Genomic DNA, 18,990 nt, shown 5'->3' on the forward strand with positions numbered 1-18,990 from the left:
GCGGGGGTGCGCCGGCTGGTGACCGGCGAACCCCCGCCGGGCCTTGTGGGCCGGGTATTACTTGTAGAGACCCTCGCCGCCGACTCGCACGTTGGTGGGGAGGTAGCCGAACGGACCAAGGCCGTTCTTGCCGAAGCTGCGGTCAACCTGGGTCACGCCGGCCTTGAAGTTCATCTTCACGGTGGGGGAGAGGGAGCCGCCGCGGACGCCGTCCACGTTGTCGATGAACGACTGGACCAGGCCGCCGGGCTGCACGTAGTGCGAGTAGGCCTGGAACTGGCGGCCGTTCTGGCGCGGGTCCGGACCTTCCGGGGCGTTGGCGGGCATGTTCAGGTCCGTCGGCGAACCGAGGGCCAGTCCGCTGTTGTTCACGGGCTGGTAGTCGGAACGGATGCCGTTGCCCACAAAGCCATAAACGCCGTCCGGGCCGCGCATGCCGTCTGCGTAGGTGAACTGGTGGCTGATGGTGAACAGGTAGTACTTGTTCTTGCCGTCCTCGTTCTGGATGTAGATCTGCGGACGCTCAGTCTGGTCGTTGACGCAGTTGGCGGACAGGATCGGGGGCAGGAAGCTCCACTTGGTCAGATCCTTGTTGTCTGCCACAGCGAGACCGACGTTGGCGGTCTGGTACCAGGCTCCGGTGGTGTTGTTCACCTGGTCCAGGGTCTCAGCGTTGGGGTCGCCGGGGCGGTAGCCCAGGTCTTCCTGCTTGCACTTGTACTGGCCGCGGGTTCCGCCGGTGTTGCCCTCGAAGACCATGAAGGTCTTGCCGGGGTGGGCCGGGTCCTCGAACGTGTACGGGTCGCGGAAGGCGAAGCCCGGGTTCTGGGCCTTGGTCTGGTACCACTTGCCGTCCGGCTCCAGGAGCTTGGTGTGCTGGAAGCCGTCGAACGTCACGCCGTCCTTGGTGGCGTGGATGTTGCCCAGCGCCTTGGCGATCACCGCGTCCGGGGCAATACCGCCGCCGCCGGCATTCCGCTCGGCCACGTCGTAGAAGGTGGTGGCGGTGTAGAAGACGTTGATCTTGTTGCCCTGCATGAGGCGCGTGGAGCCCGACCATTCGGTGTTGCCGATCGAGGAGTTGGGCAGGAACAGGTGCCCGCCGTAGTTCCACTTGTCTTTGTTGGGGTCGGCGTTGGTCTTGCGGAAGAAGTAGCCGATCCGGGCGTTCCAGTGCCGCTGGTCGAAGCCATAGCCTGCGTGGCGGTCGGCGACCAGGGCGAAGATGACATCCCAGCCCTTGTAGCTGATCTGGTTGGCGTGCTCGTCGGTCAGGGACCAGGTGTCCCAGACCCACACGTCGTCGTTCATGGCCGGGAAGTCCTTGGGGATCTCCGGCATGGTGACGTTGGGGCTCATGGAGTTCTCACCGGGAGCCACGGTGGAGTCGCTTTGCGCCATGATCTGCTTGGCGTCGGCGCGGGTCCACTTGGAGGTGAAGCTTGCTGCCGGATCGTAGGCCTGTTGCGTGTGCTTGGTCGGCAGCGGGAAGCCGGGCGTGGGTGCCGGCATGGTGTTCGACGGCGGGTCGGCCGGCAGGTTGGCCTGCGCAGCAGGTGTCACCAGCAGGATGCTGCCGGCTACGCCTGCGGCCGCTGCCAAGGCGGTCGCCTTGCGCAGCGGGCGGCGTGGCCGTTGAGGGGTTGAGTGCGTGTTCATGCTTGCTCTTCTCGCGGAGTGTTGGACTTCGTGGAGTGGGGCGCATGCCCTGGTTTCCCCGTGAAGGGGCTCTCCAGTCAGGTGTCCGCCCGAGCCGCTGGTGGCGTCTTCGAGGGACGCCATCGTTTCGAGGGTGCTGCGGGATCCGATGGATGCCCGCAGCCGGTGCTCCGGCACGTCGACTTACCGGAGGCACTCCACGCTAAACACGTGTGAGGTTCAAACTCAAAGCGTGTTTCGGCAGCTTTCCGAGGTTGTCTGACATCTATATGCAAGCGCTTACACTGCCAACACGCGCGCGTGCCAGAACCGGCAATGGCCGGTCAAATATTTCTTCGAAGTGCCTTGGGATTCCCGGAATTTACAGTCCGTTTACTTCGTGCCCATGTGACTTGACGGCGCGGTGGTCCTTCCCGTATCGGCCATCCCAACTAGGTCGCATTAGTGCGCGTTTTGGAGGCTCAAAACGCGCACTAATGCGACCTGGTTGGGTGCTCAACTCCAATCGATGGACGTACAATTTAGTAGCAGTCCCGGTGCTATGGCAGGCCCGGTACTTCCGGATGGCTGGTGCCCATGTGTGAAGTTCCCAAGCGGAGATGGCGCTCCTCGATCACTCCCTTGCGGCTGGTGATCGGAGTACTTGCCCTTGGCGTCATAGCCTTCGGCTGGCTGGCACCCGTCTTTCCCTGGGGCTTTCCGGTGGGCATCCAGGCAGGCGTCCTCATCGGGGCCGGGTTCCTTGCCCTTGCCGTCGCCGTCTTCATGCCCGTCATCCGTGAGGTGGAGCTCGGGCTGACGCCCACCGTGAAACTGGGTCCGGCGTTGAAGGACAGGCACGCCGAGTTCCGCAGCGTCTTCGAGCAACAAAAAGGCGACCTTGAATACTGTGCACATCTGCTGTGCGGCGACCCGGAGCACGCACGCCGGATGCTGGAAGCGGCCTGGTCCCAGGCTTCGGGTGCGTGGAAGGGTCCGGTCACCCCGCAGCTGCGCGTCTATACCCTGTGCCTGTACGTGGAAATCCTGGGGAACTACCGCAAGTGGCTGCTCACGGCGGAGGGCAGGACGAAACACCCCAAACGGGACCGTAGCCTGCTGGCGGGCCTGACGCACGACCAGCGGGTCGCCGTCGTCCTTCACGAATTCGCCAAACTGACCGTTACCGAAATCGCAGGCATCACCGGACGGAAACCGGCAGAGGTTGGCAAGGAACTGGCCGAAGCCGGTGCCCGGACCAGGCACCTGGCGCTGGAGACCGGCACGCCATGAGAGGCGAGCTTAGGGAACTTCTGCTGGCCGAGGCTGCAAGCCATGTCCGCACCTACCCCGCAGACATGGACGGCGCCCTGTCCGAAGGCATGGCGCGGGTCCGCCGCAGGCTGATACGGACTTGGGTGGTGGTCATCGTGTCGGCGCTGGTGCTGGCTGCCGGCCTGGTGACGGCCCGCATCCTGGTTTCGGGTGCTGCCGCCGCAGAGTCGTTGACCGTGACCGGTCCATCCAACACCCTGCTCCCGGGAGCATCCGCACAACTTGAGGCGGAGGCGGCTTACAGCGACGGCACCCGCAGGTCAATAACGGAGGGGCTCGCCTGGGCCTCGGAGAATCCGGCCGTAGCGGCAGTGGCAGCTACAGGGGAGGTCACGGCGGTTGCGCCCGGCTCGGCTGCCGTAACGGCAACGTTCGACGGCGTCTCCGGACGTTTCGAGCTCACTGTCACCACGCCCGATGGTGCTGCGCTGACCGGTTTGGCCATCCGTCCCGGGGAAGCGTCCGTGGACGTGGGAGGCAAGGTGCAGCTGACGGCCGAGGGAAACTACAGCAACGGGGCCTTGGGGAAACTCAACGCTGAAGCCTTCTGGTCGTCGGCGGACCCGGGAACAGCCAGCGTGGACGGGAACGGGCTGGTGACCGGTGGACGGCCCGGGGCCACGGACATCATCGCCGCCCACGACGGTTTTGAGGCCACGGCGCGCATCACCGTGACCACCCCGCCACCGGTTGCGGTGACCGGCCTCTCCGTGGACCCGGCCGAGGTCACCGTCAAACAAGGGCAGAGTGTCCAACTGACAGCCATCGCCGCATCCTCTGACGGCACCTCGGCGCCCGCAACCGACGTGGCCTGGTCCAGCAGCAACCCGCAGGTCGCTACCGTCAGTGCCACCGGACTCCTGGCTGGCCGGAGCGTCGGACAAACCTTGGTGGAAGCCGTCCATGTGGACCAGGAGGGCCGTGAATGGCGGGCCCAGTCCAAGGTGACGGTCGAGCACGTGGCGGTGGCCGTCGTCGTGAGTCCCGCAGGGCCGCACGCGCTCCAACCGGGAGTCAGCCTCCAACTGACCGCGGCAGTGCGGTACAGCGACGGCAAGCCCGGCAAACCCGTCATTTCCTGGGCATCCAGCCGACCGGTCTTCGTATCGGTCAGTTCTTCCGGGCTGGTCCGGGCCGGTGGGCAAGGCGAGGCCAGTATCACGGCCACGGTGGACGGGGTTTCCAGTGGGCCGGTGTTTATCCGGGTGGGTATCCCTGCGCCTGATCCGGGTCCTGCCGAATAGCTAGAGCTTGGCGATGATCTCCGCGAGCAATGTGGAAATCCGCGGCCCGGCGGCCTCCCCTGCTTCCAGGACCTCGGCGTGGCTCAGCGGAACCGGACTGATCCCGGCTGCCAGGTTGGTGACCAGCGAGATTCCGAATACCTCCATGCCGGCGTGGCGGCCCGCGATGGCTTCAAGCGCTGTGGACATACCCACCAGGTCCGCACCGATCCGTTTGGCGTACTGCACTTCGGCCGGCGTTTCGTAATGCGGTCCCGTGAACTGGGCGTAGACACCCTCCTGGAGGGATGGGTCGACTTCCCGGGCCAGCTGGCGGATCCGCGACGAGTAGAGGTCGGTGAGATCGACGAACGTGGCTCCCTCCAGCGGTGACGTCGCAGTGAGGTTGATGTGGTCGCTGATGAGGACCGGGGTGCCGGGGTTCCAGGCCTCATTGAGGCCGCCGCAACCGTTGGTGAGCACCAGCGTCCTGCACCCGGCCGCGGCCGCCGTCCGGACGCCGTGGACCACGGAGCGGACGCCGCGGCCCTCGTAGTAGTGGGTCCTGGCACCCAGGACCAGTGCGCGCTTGCCTTCCCTGGTCAGTACGGAGCGAATGGTGCCCACGTGCCCCACCACGGCGGGCTTGTGGAAGCCGGGAACCTCCGAGGCGCTGAGTGTCGCGGTGGTTTCGCCGATCAGGTCCGCAGCCTCGGCCCAACCGGATCCGAGGACCAGGGCCACATCATGTGACTCCACGCCGGTTTCCGTGGCGATGTAGTCCGCGGCATCCTTGGCGGCTTCAAAGGGGTCTGTGTTCATCAGCTCAGTGTTACTCACTGGTACAAGCTACCGTGCGGCTGCCGGGTTCCGGTAGGGACGCGTCCGACGGCGGCGCGGACCTTGCGTTGGAGGCCTGACGCGGGTGAGGCTTGGCTGACTGGCAGCCGAAGCGTGTATGCGGAAGAATTGAGAATTGTGACCACCCAAGTTGACTTCAGTTCCCCACGAATCGCGATCCTGGGAGGTGGTCCCGGCGGGTACGAAGCCGCCATGGTGGCCGCCTCGCTCGGCGCCAAAGTCACCATCATCGAACGGGCGGGCCTGGGCGGATCGGCCGTCCTGACCGACGTCGTCCCGTCCAAGACCCTCATCGCCACGGCGGACCTCATGACCCGCGTCGCCGAGGCGGATGAGCTGGGCGTCAAGTTCGACGACTCCGCATCCAAGCCGCACGCCGACCTCAAACACATCAACGACCGCGTGCTCAATCTTGCCCGCGGCCAGTCCAACGACATCCGTGCCGGCCTCGAACGCCTGGGCGTTGACATCGTCATCGGCTCCGGCAAGCTCCTGGACAACAACACGATCGAGGTCCTCACCCTCGAGGGCACCCGCACCATCGACGCCGACGCCATCCTGCTGGCAGTCGGCGCCCACCCGCGCGAACTGCCCACAGCCAAGCCGGACGGGGAACGTATTCTCAACTGGGCGCAGATCTATAACCTGGACGAGCTTCCCGAGGAACTGATCGTGGTGGGTTCCGGTGTGACCGGCGCCGAGTTCGCCTCCGCCTACAACGGCCTGGGTTCCAAGGTCACGCTGATTTCCAGCCGCGACCAGGTCCTCCCCGGCGAGGACACGGATGCCGCCAAGCTCCTGGAGGGCGTTTTCGAGCGTCGAGGCGTGCGGGTCCTGTCCCGCTCCCGTGCCAATGCGGTTGAACGGACGGACGACGGCGTCAAGGTCACCTTGGGTGACGGCTCGGTCGTCACGGGCTCCCACTGCCTGGTGTGTGTCGGCTCGATTCCCAACACGGCGGGGTTGGGCCTTGAGGAAGCCGGAGTTGCGCTCACCGAGTCGGGCCACATCAAGGTGGACGGTGTTTCCCGCACTACGGCTCCGAACATCTACGCCGCCGGTGACTGCACGGGTGTCTTTGCCCTGGCCTCCGTTGCGGCTATGCAGGGGCGCATCGCCATTGCCCACTTCATGGGCGACGGAGTGAAGCCGCTCAAGCTCAACCAGGTGGCCTCCAACATCTTCACCTCGCCGGAGATCGCTTCCGTGGGCGTTTCCGAGGCCGACCTGGCTTCCGGCAAGTACCAGGGCGACGTGGTGATGCTGTCCCTGTTGAGCAATGCCCGTGCCAAGATGCGCAACACCAAGGACGGCTTCGTCAAGATCATCGCCCGCAAGGGTTCAGGCACTGTGATCGGTGGCGTGGTGGTTGGGCCGAACGCTTCGGAATTGATCTTCCCGATCTCCGTCGCCGTGACGCAGAAGCTGCACGTGGACGACGTCGCGAGTGCCTTCACGGTCTACCCCTCGCTGACCGGCTCCATCTCCGAGGCAGCGCGCCGTTTGCACGTGCACATGTAGTTCTTGCTGAGGGCGCTTGGCTGGTCTGGGGTCGGCGCGCAGGCCACGAGTTCGCCGGAAACCAGCCGGAGTGCCCGGAAACTTCCGGCGCTCCCGCAGCTTTCCAGCGAACTGGGCGCCAAGGGGCGGGGGAGTTCAGGCAGCCGCAGCCTGGAAGTGCTTCTCGATGAGGCCCTTGATGTCCTCGTGACACCCGCCGCACCCCGTCCCCGCGCGGGTGGCCTTGGAAACCCCGGCCACAGTTGAGCAGCCGTCCGCCACGGATTCCCCGATGGCGGCCGCGCTGACACCTGCACACCGGCATACCGTGCGTTGGGGGTCGTTGCTCTCGGCGCTCCCGTCCAGTTGGTCCGGCCCGTCGAGGCGCAGTAGCAGGGAGCGGTCTGCAGGAAGCTCGGAGGACCGTTCAAACAGGACAACCAGCTCAGCAGCGGTCCTGGGCATACCGACGGCGACCAGCCCTTCCAGCACCCCGCCCCGCGTGGTCATCTTGACGTAGCGTCCGTGCTCGGGGTCGGCCCACTGGGACACCTGCCGGCGGGGTCGGCCTGCTGCGGCTCCGGCTTCCAGGAGTTCTTCATCCCACGGGTCGGCCTGGTTGTCGCCGGCCAGGGCGAGGTTGATTCCGCGGGCTTTCAGGACGATCACGCCGGGTTTCTCGGCAGCCAGGCCCGCCACCGAATCCGCGGTTTCCTGTCCCTCGCGGGCCAGGACCGTCAGGTATTCGGCCAGCCACTCGGCCTGGCGCCATCCCGGTCCCACCAGTCCGGACGGACCGCTGGCTGTCCGGCATTCAACGCATGAAGCATCGGCGCACCGCACCTCCGCGCAATCGCCGATGGCGAACATGTGAGGCTCGTGGTGGGTGCGGAGGTGGTGGTCCACAAGGATTCCCGTGCCAACGGGCAGCCCGCACCCTTCGGCCAACTCAATCCGTGGGCGCACGCCGCAGGACAAGACCAGCAGGTCGCCGTCGATCGCCGAGCCGTCGTCCAGCAGCAAGGCGGAGAAAGACCCGCCGGGCCCGGAGGTTTCCACCCCCGTGGATCGGGCGTTGCCGGCCATGCGGACCCCGCTGGCCCGGAGGCTGTTGGTCAGGACCGATCCGCTGCCGCGGTCGATGCTGCGGCCCAAGGGGAAGGGCCCGTTGTGCACCACGGTTGCCCGGGCGCCTTCCTCGGAGGCAGCCAACGCGGTCTCAAGACCCAGAACACCACCGCCGAGAACCACTACGCGCTTGCGGCCGGCAACAGCCGAACGCAGCACGGCCGCGTCCTGCAGGTCCCGGAGCGTGATCACGCCCGCGGGAAGAACCGGGCCGGAGGGGTCCGGGTTCAGTCCCGTGAGGTTCGGAATGACGGGTCGGGAGCCCGTGGCGAAGACCAGCCGGTCATAGTGCTCACGGGTCCCATCGGAGAGCACTACCTGCTGCCTGGCACGGTCGATCCTCCGGACCTTGGTTCCCAGCCGGACCTCCACTCCCGCAGCTTCCAGCTCAGCGGCGTCGGCCATCGCCAGGGCCTCAGCAGTAGTGCGCCCGACGCCTAGCTCTGCCACCATCACCCGGTTGTAGGCGGCTTCGGTTTCCTGCCCCACAACCAGCAGTTGCACAAGGCCTGAGCGGACGGCAGGAGCCAGTTCCTCCACCAACCTCGCGGCCACCGGTCCGAATCCGACAACAACAATGCGCTCGCTCATGAAGCCTCCTTGGCGTGCAATGACAGGCCCGCATCCTGAGGGACGGCGGGGACCGGGGTGGACGCTGCCCGCCGGACCCACACCCGGCTGGTCTTGAACTCCGGCATGCCGGAGATGGGGTCGGTTGCGGCCTCGGTGAGCCGGTTGGCGTTCTCCTGGCCGGGGAAGTGGAAGGGCAGGAACACGGTGTCGGGCCGGACGGCGTTGCTCAGTTCAGCGCGGCACAGCACTTCGCCGCGCTCATTGGTGACGGTGGCGTAATCGCCCTCCGATATCCCGCGCGAAGCAGCCGTCGCAGGATGGATCAGCAACCGGACCTGGGGTTGGGCCGCCAGCAGTTCGGCAACGCGCCGGGTCTGGGCTCCGGATTGGTAGTGCTCCAACAAGCGGCCGGTTGCCAGTGCCAACGAGTCGTCCGCAAACGACCGTTCGGCTCGCCTCGACGGCTTCACCGGAACCATCACGGCGCGCCCGTCCGGGTGGGCAAAGGCATCGGCGAACAGCCGGGGGGTACCACCGCTGCCGACGGGATACGGCCAGTAAGCAGCTTCGCCGCGGTCCAGCATGGCGTAATCAATGCCGGAGTAGTCGGCCAGCCCGCCGGCAGAAGCCTGACGCAGTTCCTCGAACACGGTCTCGGGATCTTCGCTGAAGGTGGACGGCGCCCCAAGGAGCCCGGCCAGGCGAGCCATGAGCCACAGTTCACTTCTAACGCCCGGCGGGGGAGTGATGGCCCGACGACGCCGGATCACCCGGCCTTCCAGGTTGGTCAGGGTGCCTTCCTCTTCCGCCCACTGCGTCACCGGCAGCACCAGGTCCGCTTCCAAGGCCGTCTCGGATAGAAAGAAGTCGCACACCACCAGGAAGTCCAAGTCCCGGAGGCCGGCAGTGACGGCGTTGGTGTCCGGTGCCGACACCACCACATTGGCGCCGTGCACGAAAAGGCACCGGACGCCGTCGGGCTTTCCGAGGGACTTGAGGAGTTCGACGGCGGGAAGTCCCGGTCCGGGGATCAGCGATTCGTCGATGCCCCACACCTTCGCGACGTGGGCGCGCGCGGCCGGGTCGGTGATCTTGCGGTAGCCGGGGAGCTGGTCAGCTTTCTGGCCGTGTTCGCGTCCGCCCTGGCCGTTGCCCTGCCCGGTCAGCGTGCCGTAGCCGCTGCGCGCGGATCCGGGCAAGCCCAACAGGAGGCTCAGGTTGATGGCGGCGGTTGCTGTGTCCGTGCCGTCAACGTGCTGTTCCACGCCCCGGCCGCTGAGGATGTAGCTACCCCCGGCACGGGCGCCTTGGGCAAGGCGGCGTGCGGTTTCGCGGATGAGGGTGGCAGGCACGCCGGTGATCGACTGGACGCGCTCGGGCCAGAAAGCTGCGAGGCTTCGCACCAACGCCGGGTAGCCGGAAGTCCGCTGGGCAACGTACTGCGCATCGACCAATCCCTCGTGCACCACCACATGGGAGATGCCGAGCAGGAGGGCCAGGTCGGTACCGGGCGTCGGCTGCAAGTGGAGGCCGCCGCCGTCGGACGTGAACGCTGCAGTAGCCGAGCGGCGGGGGTCCACCACGATCAACCCGCCGCGGTCGCGGGCGCCCTGGAGGTGCTGGACAAAGGGAGGCATGGTTTCGGCGACGTTCGAGCCGAGCATGAGGATCACGGATGCCGAGTCCAGGTCGGTCACCGGGAACGGGAGCCCGCGGTCTACGCCGAAAGCCCTGTTGCCTGCTGCGGCTGCCGAGGACATGCAGAACCGGCCGTTGTAGTCGATCCGCGAGGTGCGCAGGGCCAGCCGGGCGAACTTGCCCAGCATGTACGCCTTCTCGTTGGTGAGGCCACCGCCGCCGAAAACTCCCACGGCGTCGTTCCCGTGCTGCTGCTGCGTTTCCTTGACGGCCGCGGTGATGAGCGCCAGGGCCTGGTCCCAGGAGATCGGCTGGTGGACTCCGTCGGAGCCTTTCAACATCGGTTCGGTGACCCGGCCGTTGTGGCGCAACAACGACGCCGATGTCCAGCCTTTGCGGCACAGCCCGCCACGGTTGGTGGGGAAGTCGCGCCCGGAAACCTCAAGGGGAACGGCGGGCTGGTCCGGCTCTCCGGCGCGTGCGGGCACTGCCCCGGCCGGGGCCGAAGCCGCAGCCGGGGTCAGCGTCATGGCGCACTGGAGGGCGCAGTAAGGGCAGTGGGTATCGGCGCCGTTTGGCATCTAGATGTGTCCGATCGTGTTGCGCTTCCGGGCGGGGCGGATGTAGCAGGCCCAGCAGACGATGAGCATCAGGACGTACGCGGCCACGAAGCCGTAGAAGGCCGGGGTGTAAGAGCCTGCGGCGGAGTTGGAAGCATTGAGCACCTGCGGGATGACGAACCCGCCGTAGGCACCGATGGCGGAGATCAGGCCCAGGGATGAGGCCGCGAGCCGGGCCGTGGCTGCACTGCTCGCACCGGAGCGGGCAGCGCGGCTGGACGTCGCGAAGATCACCGGGATCATGCGGTACGTTGCACCGTTGCCGAAGCCGCTGGAAACAAACAGCAGGAGGAACAAGCCCAGGAAGAGCCAGAAGTTCTTCAACGGCAGGGTCCAGATCATGGTCAACGTGATGACTGCCATCGAGGCGAACGCCGTGATGGTCATGCGGGCACCGCCCATGCGGTCAGCCATGCGGCCACCGTACGGCCGGGCCAGGGAACCGACCAACGGACCCAGGAAGGCCAGGGACAGGGCCACGGCGCCGACATGGATGGAGGAGAACTCCGGGAAGTAGTCCTTGATGAGCTTGGGAAAGACACCTGCGAAACCGATGAACGAGCCGAACGTGCCGATGTACAGGAAGGCCATGATCCACAAGTGGGGCTCCTTGATGGCAGCAACGGATCCGGCGACGTCACCCTTGGCGCTGGTGAGGTTGTTCATGTACTTCCAGGCGCCGAAGGCGGCAATCAGGATCAAGGGAATCCAGATGAGGCCGGCCATGGGCAGGTTGACGGTTCCAGCGGCAAGTACCGTCACGGCGATGGGAACAACCAGCTGCGCGACGGCGGCACCCAGGTTTCCGCCCGCGGCGTTCAGTCCCAGTGCCCAGCCCTTTTCGCGGGCGGGGTAGAAGAAGGTGATGTTGGCCATGGAGCTGGCGAAGTTGCCGCCGCCGAAGCCCGCCAGCGCTGCCATCAGGAGCATGACGCCAAAGGGCGTGTCCGGGTTGGAGACACAGATCGCAAGGCCTGTGGACGGAATGAGCAACAGCAGGGCCGAGATGATGGTCCAGTTCCTGCCGCCAAACTTGGGGACCATGAAGGTATAGGGAATGCGGAGCGTGGCGCCTACCAGGCTGGGGATGGAGATGAGCCAGAAGATTTGGTTGGTGTCGAAGGTGAATCCGGCTGCGGGGAGCTGGACCACCACGATGGACCAGAGCTGCCAGACAACAAAGCCCAGAAACTCGGCGAAGATCGACCAGTAGAGGTTGCGCTTGGCGATGGACCGGCCTTCGGCTTCCCACTGCCCTTTGTCTTCGGCGTCCCAGTTGGCGATCCAGCGGCCGGGGCGGTGTTCAAGGGCGGGAGCGGTGGCAGTGGACTGGGTGGGGGCCAGTGCATCTGCGGTGCGGTCAACAGTCACGGGAGTGCCTCCTTGATGGGGGACGGTGTTATCCCAAGGTAGGTAGCGCTCATTTCGCGGACCGTCGCGGTTTGTAAACGTGCTGTGACATTTCCCTATCTGCGGGGTCACGGGGACGTGAGACGATGGTGAGGTTGTGGCGCCGCCCACAGTGTGGAAATTTCCTGTCAGTCCGGATCGTGGACTTTGTTGTCCATTCAATGGACTCCGGGAACTATTATTGAACTCTCGAATATTCCGTCGCCGACCGGGTCGCAGGGCACCGGCCGGCGTGAACGAAAGCTGCTACTACACATGTCTTCCACTGCACCCTCCAAGGAAGGTGAGTCCACCAAGCCGGTGAACTCGCGGGGCCGGGTGATCTTCGCCAGCCTGATCGGCACGACGATCGAGTTCTACGACTTCTACGCCTACGCCACCGCGTCGGTCCTCGTCTTCCCCAAACTCTTCTTCCCCAACGCCACCGACATCAACGCCCTTCTCAGTGCCTTTGCCATCTTTGGCGTTGCGTTCTTCGCACGGCCCATCGGTGCCGTGGTCTTCGGCCACTTCGGTGACAAGATCGGCCGCAAGGGCACCCTGGTCGCTTCGCTGCTGACCATGGGTATCGCCACGTTCCTGATCGGTCTCCTTCCGGAGGCTTCGCTGCCCGGGTGGGCCATCATGGCGCCGCTGCTGCTGGTTGTCCTGAGGTTCTTCCAGGGCCTGGCTTTGGGTGGAGAGTGGTCCGGTGCGGCCCTGCTCGCCACCGAGAACGCTCCTGAAGGCAAGCGCGCCATTTACGGAACCTTCCCGCAGCTGGGTGCCCCGATCGGCTTCATCATCGCCAACGTCATCTTCATCTGGATGAACACCGCACTGACTGCCGAGCAGTTCCTGGCCTGGGGCTGGCGAGTGCCATTCCTCTTGAGCGCCGTGCTGGTCATCGTTGGCCTCTACGTCCGCCTCAAGCTCGTGGAGAGCGCGTCCTTCACCAAGGTCATTGAACAGGACAAGGTCCAGAAGCTGCCCTTGGGCGCCACGTTCAAGAAGCACTGGCGCCCCGTGGTTGCCGGTACGTTCATCATGTTGGCCACCTACGTGCTCTTCTACATCATGACCACGTTCACGCTGTCCTACGGCACCAAGCCCACCCTCGCCGGCGCGCAAGCGGCGGCCGAGAAGACCGGCACTGCGATGACAGCAGAACAGATCGCGGCCTATGTTCCCGGCCTCGGCATTCCGCGGTCCGACTTCCTGTGGATGCTGATCCTCGGTGTTGTCTTCTTCGGTATCTTCACGGTGGTCTCCGGGCCCCTTGCTGAGAAGTGGGGCCGCCGCAAGTTCCTGCTGGGCGTCACCGCCGGAATCTTCGTCTTCGGCGCCCTGTGGTTCACCATGTTCGGACCGGGCCAGGCAGCGGCGATGGTGGGCCTGATTGTTGGCTTTACGCTCATGGGCCTGACGTTCGGCCCCATGGCAGCAATCCTGCCCGAGCTCTTCCCCGCCAACGTCCGCTACACCGGATCAGCAGTGGCCTACAACCTGTCCTCCATGATCGGTGCAGCTCCTGCGTCCTTCATCGCCATCGCCCTGTGGTCAGCCGCCAACGGCAGCACCTGGCTGGTGGGGGTCTACATGGCAGTTGCCGCCGTCATCACCTTCGTCGCGCTCTGGCTTACCCGCGAAACCAAGGACACGGACTACGAGAACAACGTGGCCTAAGTACCCCAACAACGACGCCGGCCCCGCACCGTTTGGTGCGGGGCCGGCGTCGTGATGGGGTACTTCGCTTTAGTCCTCGATGGTGGCGATGACAGCGCCGGCGGACACGGTTTCCCCAGCGGATGCCGTCAGGCCGCGGACAGTACCGGCCTTGTGCGCGGTCAGGGGCTGCTCCATCTTCATGGCTTCGAGGACCACGATCAGGTCGCCCTCGGCCACCACGTCGCCATCGGCTGCAGCGATCTTGACGATGGTTCCCTGCATCGGGGAGGTCAGGGCGTTGCCGCCGGCAGCAGCGGCGGTGGCGCCTGCCGAGCGGGACCGCTTCTTCGACTTGCCTGCCTTGGCGCCCGCACCGCTGGAAGCAGCGGCGACGCCGGCACCCAGTCCGGAGGGCAGGACGACCTCAAGGCGCTTGCCGCCAACCTCGACGACCACGCGCTGGCGATCACCGGCGTCGGGACCTTCTGCGCCGGCGCCGGACGGGGACCACGCCGGAATGTTGTTGACGAACTCGGTCTCGATCCAGCGGGTGTGGACCTTGAAGGGGCCTTCGGCCGGTGCGAAGTCAGGGTCCGTGACCACGGCGAGGTCGAAGGGGATAACGGTGGGAATGCCTTCCACCACCATTTCCTCCAGGGCACGGCGCGAACGCTGGAGTGCCTGCTCGCGGCTGGAACCGGTGACGATCAGCTTAGACAGCATCGAGTCAAAGTTGCCGCTGATGATGTCGCCCTGTTCCACTCCGGAATCAACGCGGATGCCGGGGCCGGTGGGGTTCTTCAGCGTGCTGATGGTGCCGGGTGCAGGCATGAAGTTGCGGCCCGGGTCCTCGCCCGTGATGCGGAACTCGAAGGAGTGGCCGCGGACTTCGGGGTCCTCGTAGCCCAGGGCTTCTCCGCGGGCGATCCGGAACTGCTCGCGGACCAGGTCGATGCCCGTGACTTCCTCGGACACGCAGTGCTCCACCTGAAGGCGGGTGTTGACCTCGAGGAAGGAGATGGTGCCGTCCTGGCCTACCAGAAACTCGCACGTTCCGGCGCCGAGGTAGTTGGCCTCCTTGAGGATGGCCTTGGAGGATTCGTAGAGGCGCTTGTTCTGCTCTTCGCTCAGGTAAGGTGCGGGAGCCTCTTCCACGAGCTTCTGGTTGCGGCGCTGCAGGGAGCAGTCGCGGGTGGAGACCACAACAACATTGCCGTAGGCGTCCGCCAGGCACTGGGTTTCCACGTGGCGCGGGGAATCGAGGAATCGTTCGATGAAGCACTCGCCACGGCCGAATGCTGCGACGGCTTCACGGACAGCGGATTCGTAGAGCTCCGGGATCTCTTCCATGGTGCGGGCGACCTTGATGCCGCGGCCACCACCACCGAACGCTGCCTTGATGGCAACGGGGAGGCCGAATTCCTCGGCGAACTTCAGGATTTCGTCTGCGTCCTTGACCGGGTCGGCAGTGCCGGGGACCAGCGGGGCGCCGACCTTTTCGGCAATGTGGCGGGCCTGGACCTTGTCGCCGAGTGCGGAGATGGCCTCGGGGGAGGGGCCGATCCAGTTGATCCCGGCTTCGATCACCTTGGCGGCGAACTCGGCGTTTTCAGCAAGGAAGCCATAGCCGGGGTGGATGCCGTCGGCGCCGGACTGCTTGGCGACCTCGATGATCTTATCCATCACCAAGTACGACTCCGCTGCCGTGTTGCCACCGAGTGCGTAGGCCTCGTCAGCGAGGCGAACATGCAGGGCATCACGGTCCGGGTCTGCGTAAACGGCTACGGAGGCGATGCCTTCGTCCCGGGCGGCTCGGATGATACGGACCGCGATCTCGCCGCGGTTGGCAATCAAGACCTTGGTTAGAGGGCTGGAAATGGGCTGCGCCGGGTTAGCTGACAAGTTGTTGACTCCTTCTGTCCTTCAGGGAGCCTAGCGTGATTGTGAGGGTTCCGCCCATATTGATGGGGGATTCCGTGTGTGAAGCGGCGTTCCTTTGTAGGGTTGCTACAAACCTGTTTCCTGGGCCCACAGCTCTGTGACGTTGACGTTCGCATGGCTGAGCAAGTCGCGAAGCGTGGAGATGGAAAGCCCGACGACGGCGTGCGGGTCGCCGTCGACCTTGCGGATGAACGCCCCGCCCAAGCCGTCTATGGTGAAGGAGCCTGCGCAGTGGAGCGGTTCGCCTGTGGCGATGTAGGCGTCGATGTCTTCGGTGGACATCTCGGCAAAGTGCACTTCCGCGCTGGAGACGGCACCCAAGGTGGCGCCGGTCCCGGTGGCGGGCTCGTCGTCGTCCACGTCTGCGGCGGTCTCGCGGCAGTCAACCAGCCAGTGCCCCGTGTGGAGAACCCCCTTCGAGCCGCTCATGCGCAGCATACGCTCCTTGGCGACATCCGGCGTGTACGGCTTGCCGTGCGACTCGCCGTCGAACTCGAAGACCGAATCGCAGCCGATCACCAGGGCGCCCTCGGCTTCGGGAAGTGACGCGACGGCTTCGGCCTTTGCGCGGGCAAGGAGCAGCGCGGTGTCGTGGGGATCCGTCACTCCGTAGCGGGCCTGCACCGCGTCCTCATCCACGTCCGAAACAAGGACGTCATGCCGGATGCCTGCCTCGGTGAGGAGCTTGGTGCGGGCAGGGGACTGGGATGCAAGGATCAATCTGGTCACGCCCCCAAGCCTATACGGACGCTCTCTCACCGATTGCTGTGTTTGGCCGGACGCTCTCTCACCGATCGCCGCGTTTGGCCGGACGCTCTCTCACCGATTGCCACGGTCCGTCCGGGGACGCCGGAGGTTGGATGGACAGGGTGTCAGATGAGAGGGATGGCCGGGAGGAAGCGATAGGTGAGAGAGGGTCAGTCAAAAGGGGGCAATCGGTGAGAGAGGGTCAGTGGACCAATTCCTGCGCGCCCGACGTGGCACGGTCGCTGCGGTTCAGCTTGGCGCCCTCCACATCGACGTCCGGAAGGAGACGGTCCAGCCACTTCGGCAGCCACCAGGCTTTTTCGCCGAGGAGGTACATGACGGCGGGAACGATCGTCATGCGGACCACGAAGGCGTCAATCAGCACACCGAACGCCATGGCGAAGCCGAGCGGCCGGACCATGGTCAGGTGGCTGAAGATAAAGCCGGCGAACACGCTGACCATGATGATCGCTGCAGCCGTCACCACGGCAGCGGCATGGCTGAACCCGGTCCGGACGGCGTGCTTGGCCGATTCGCCGTGCATGAAGGACTCACGCATGCCGGAGGTGATGAACACCTGGTAGTCCATGGCCAGACCGAACAGTACACCGATCAGGATGATGGGCAGGAAGCTCAGGACTGCGCCCGGGTTGGCGACATCGAACACCTGGCCCAGCCAGCCCCACTGATACACCGCCACCACGGCGCCGAACGCGGCGGCGAGCGACAGCAGGAACCCGCCAGTGGCGAGCAGCGGCACCACGATGGAGCGGAACACCAGCAGCAAGAGGATCAGGGATAGCCCGACGACGATTGCCAGGTAGGGCGGCAGGGCGGCACCGAGCTTTTCGGAGACGTCGATGTTGCCTGCCGTCTGTCCGGTCAAGCCGATGGTGACACCTGTCTCTTCGCGGATCTCCGCACCCTTTGCACGGAGTTCGGACACCACTTTCACCGTGCTGGCACTGGCCGGGCCTTCCTTGGGAATGACCTGGTAGACGGCGGTGCGTCGGTCCTCGCTCAGCGCGGCGGGCACGGCTGCGACAACGTTTTCGACGCTCCGCAACTGATCGGCGACGTCAAACTGCTTGTTCCTGGCGTCTGTTTCGCTGAGGCCGTCGGGGAACTCGCCGACCACCACGATCGGTCCGGTCACTCCTTCGCCGAAACTGCTGCGCGTCAGGTCGTACGCCTTAAAGGCCTGGGAGTCGACCGGTTCGGACCCGCCGTCGGGCAGTGCCAGCCGCAGCTGGGAGGCGGGGAGCGCAACCGCGCCCAGCAATGCGATGCTGAGGATCAGGGCCACCCAGGGGTGGCGGGTCACCAGCCCGCCCCACCCACGGGTGCTGCGCTTCTCGTCGAGTTCGCGGTCCGCGGCTTCGTGGCCAGGTTCGGCGTTGTGCCGCGCGGTTTTGGCCCACGCACGCTTGGAGACCAGCCGGCGTCCGATCAGGCCGAGGATCGCGGGCGTCAGGGTCAGGGCGACGACGACGGCGACCGCAACTGTCGCTGCGGCCGCAACACCCATGACGGCCAGGAACGGCAGCCCGGGCACTACCAGTGCAGCCAGTGCGATGATGACCGTCAGGCCAGCGAACAGGACGGCGTTGCCCGACGTTCCTGTGGCCAGCGCAGCCGATTCTTCGCCGTCCATGCCCGCCAGAAGCTGGTTGCGGTGGCGGTTGACGATGAAGAGGGAGTAGTCGATCCCCACGGCAAGGCCCAGCATCAGGGCAAGCATGGGCGAGATGGAGCTCATGTCGATCACGCTCGTGAGGGCGAAGGTCCCGCCGACGCCAACCGCCACACCGATGATGGCCATGAGAAGCGGCAGTCCGGCAGCAATGAGGGTTCCGAGCATGAGGATCAGGACAAGGGCTGCCACTGCTACGCCCACGATTTCCGCCACGCCAAAGATCTGCGAAACGTCTTCCGTGATTTCCTTGCTGGCGTACGCGGTCACGCCGGCGGAGGAGACGCCATGGACGATGTCCTGGACTTCCTTGCGGACGTCGGGTGACACGGCATTGATGGAGGTCTTGAACTGGACCTGCGCGATCGCGGCCTTGTTGTCGCTGGAGACGAACCGCATGCCGTCTGACGCTTCAATCTGGCGCTTGGCGAGGGCCAGCGCCGCGGCGCCGTCGGCGGCTTCCTTTGTTCCGGCGTCGAGCTGTTCCTTGCCGGCGGCGAGCTGGGCGCGTTGAGGTGCAAGCTGCGCTTCAATTTGGGCGGGGGTCAATCCTGCTGCAGCAAGCTGTTGTTCGGCTCCGGCAAGCTGGGCTTCACCGGCGGTGAGCTGCGCCCGGGCAGCATCCAACTGCGCCTGCCCGGCAGCGGCCTTTGCCTCACCGTCGGCGAGCTGGGCTGCGGCCTGCTCCAACTGCTCCTGCGTGGCGAAGGGGTTGACCACACCCTGGACGTCAGGAAGTTCTTCGAGCTTGGCCAAGGCATCTGCCACTGCATCCTTGCCCGCTTGGTCGAAGCCCGAAGCGCCGGCCTCGAACGCCACGCTCGCAGACCCGCCCGAAGCCTCCGGGAGGGCTTCCTTCAACTTGTCGGCCATCTGCTGTGTTTCAGTGCCGGGGATGGTGAAGTTGTTGGACATGGTGCCGTGGAACGCAGCGGCAGAGCCGCCAACGGCGACCAAAACGGCCAGCCATAGGGAAATGACCAGCCAACGGCGGCGGTAGGAGAACCGGCCGAGTCGGTAGAGGAACGATGCCATG

Annotated in this window: 12 protein-coding genes; 4 read left to right on the forward strand and 8 right to left on the reverse strand. The window is 65.6% G+C overall.

Going from position 1 to position 18,990, the window contains the following annotated elements; all coding sequences use genetic code 11:
• Window positions 1-57 precede the first annotated feature (57 nt).
• Window positions 58-1,659 (reverse strand): glycoside hydrolase family 68 protein, encoded by a 1,602-nt coding sequence (locus ACUYMZ_RS07775; RefSeq protein ID WP_481602651.1) that lies wholly within the window; start codon window positions 1,657-1,659, stop codon window positions 58-60.
• 576 nt (window positions 1,660-2,235) lie between these two features.
• Here ACUYMZ_RS07775 and ACUYMZ_RS07780 point away from each other — a divergent pair.
• Window positions 2,236-2,931, forward strand: a complete 696-nt coding sequence (locus ACUYMZ_RS07780) for a SigE family RNA polymerase sigma factor (protein WP_481602652.1) — start codon at window positions 2,236-2,238, stop codon at window positions 2,929-2,931.
• Complete coding sequence (locus ACUYMZ_RS07785) at window positions 2,928-4,217, forward strand: Ig-like domain-containing protein (protein ID WP_481602653.1); 1,290 nt, start codon at window positions 2,928-2,930, stop codon at window positions 4,215-4,217. The genes ACUYMZ_RS07780 and ACUYMZ_RS07785 overlap by 4 nt, the downstream gene beginning before the upstream one ends.
• Here the strand turns inward: ACUYMZ_RS07785 and ACUYMZ_RS07790 are convergent, their stop codons facing one another.
• The gene (locus ACUYMZ_RS07790) at window positions 4,218-5,018 is read right to left on the reverse strand and encodes a purine-nucleoside phosphorylase (protein ID WP_481602654.1); all 801 of its coding nucleotides are present in this window, start codon (window positions 5,016-5,018) and stop codon (window positions 4,218-4,220) included.
• A gap of 156 nt (window positions 5,019-5,174) precedes the next feature.
• Between ACUYMZ_RS07790 and ACUYMZ_RS07795 the strand changes: the two genes are divergently transcribed.
• Window positions 5,175-6,578, forward strand: coding sequence for an NAD(P)H-quinone dehydrogenase (locus tag ACUYMZ_RS07795; RefSeq protein ID WP_481602655.1), 1,404 nt, complete (start codon window positions 5,175-5,177; stop codon window positions 6,576-6,578).
• 135 nt (window positions 6,579-6,713) lie between these two features.
• On the opposite strand, the gene ACUYMZ_RS07800 is transcribed toward ACUYMZ_RS07795, so the two are convergent.
• The 3 genes from ACUYMZ_RS07800 to ACUYMZ_RS07810 are packed head-to-tail and all read right to left on the reverse strand — an operon-like array spanning window position 6,714 to window position 11,887.
• Window positions 6,714-8,276, reverse strand: a complete 1,563-nt coding sequence (locus ACUYMZ_RS07800; protein WP_481602656.1) for an FAD-dependent oxidoreductase — start codon at window positions 8,274-8,276, stop codon at window positions 6,714-6,716.
• Window positions 8,273-10,477 (reverse strand): molybdopterin oxidoreductase family protein, encoded by a 2,205-nt coding sequence (locus ACUYMZ_RS07805; RefSeq protein WP_481602657.1) that lies wholly within the window; start codon window positions 10,475-10,477, stop codon window positions 8,273-8,275. The genes ACUYMZ_RS07800 and ACUYMZ_RS07805 overlap by 4 nt, the downstream gene beginning before the upstream one ends.
• A complete protein-coding gene (locus tag ACUYMZ_RS07810) occupies window positions 10,478-11,887 on the reverse strand; it encodes an MFS transporter (RefSeq protein WP_426006633.1) in 1,410 nt (469 codons plus the stop codon).
• A gap of 294 nt (window positions 11,888-12,181) precedes the next feature.
• Between ACUYMZ_RS07810 and ACUYMZ_RS07815 the strand changes: the two genes are divergently transcribed.
• Entirely contained in the window at window positions 12,182-13,591 is a 1,410-nt protein-coding gene (locus ACUYMZ_RS07815; protein ID WP_426006635.1) for an MFS transporter, read from the forward strand.
• Window positions 13,592-13,660: 69 nt separating this feature from the next.
• Here ACUYMZ_RS07815 and ACUYMZ_RS07820 read toward each other — a convergent pair whose 3' ends face one another.
• The 3 genes from ACUYMZ_RS07820 to ACUYMZ_RS07830 all read right to left on the reverse strand — a co-directional run bounded on the left by ACUYMZ_RS07820 (window position 13,661) and on the right by ACUYMZ_RS07830 (window position 18,989).
• Window positions 13,661-15,475 (reverse strand): acetyl/propionyl/methylcrotonyl-CoA carboxylase subunit alpha, encoded by a 1,815-nt coding sequence (locus ACUYMZ_RS07820; RefSeq protein WP_481602658.1) that lies wholly within the window; start codon window positions 15,473-15,475, stop codon window positions 13,661-13,663.
• A gap of 105 nt (window positions 15,476-15,580) precedes the next feature.
• The gene (locus ACUYMZ_RS07825) at window positions 15,581-16,243 is read right to left on the reverse strand and encodes a Maf family protein (protein ID WP_426006637.1); all 663 of its coding nucleotides are present in this window, start codon (window positions 16,241-16,243) and stop codon (window positions 15,581-15,583) included.
• A 220-nt stretch (window positions 16,244-16,463) separates the two neighbouring features.
• The gene (locus ACUYMZ_RS07830; protein WP_481602659.1) at window positions 16,464-18,989 is read right to left on the reverse strand and encodes an MMPL family transporter; all 2,526 of its coding nucleotides are present in this window, start codon (window positions 18,987-18,989) and stop codon (window positions 16,464-16,466) included.
• Window position 18,990 lies beyond the last annotated feature (1 nt).

It is taken from the genome of Arthrobacter sp. T572, assembly GCF_056780115.1.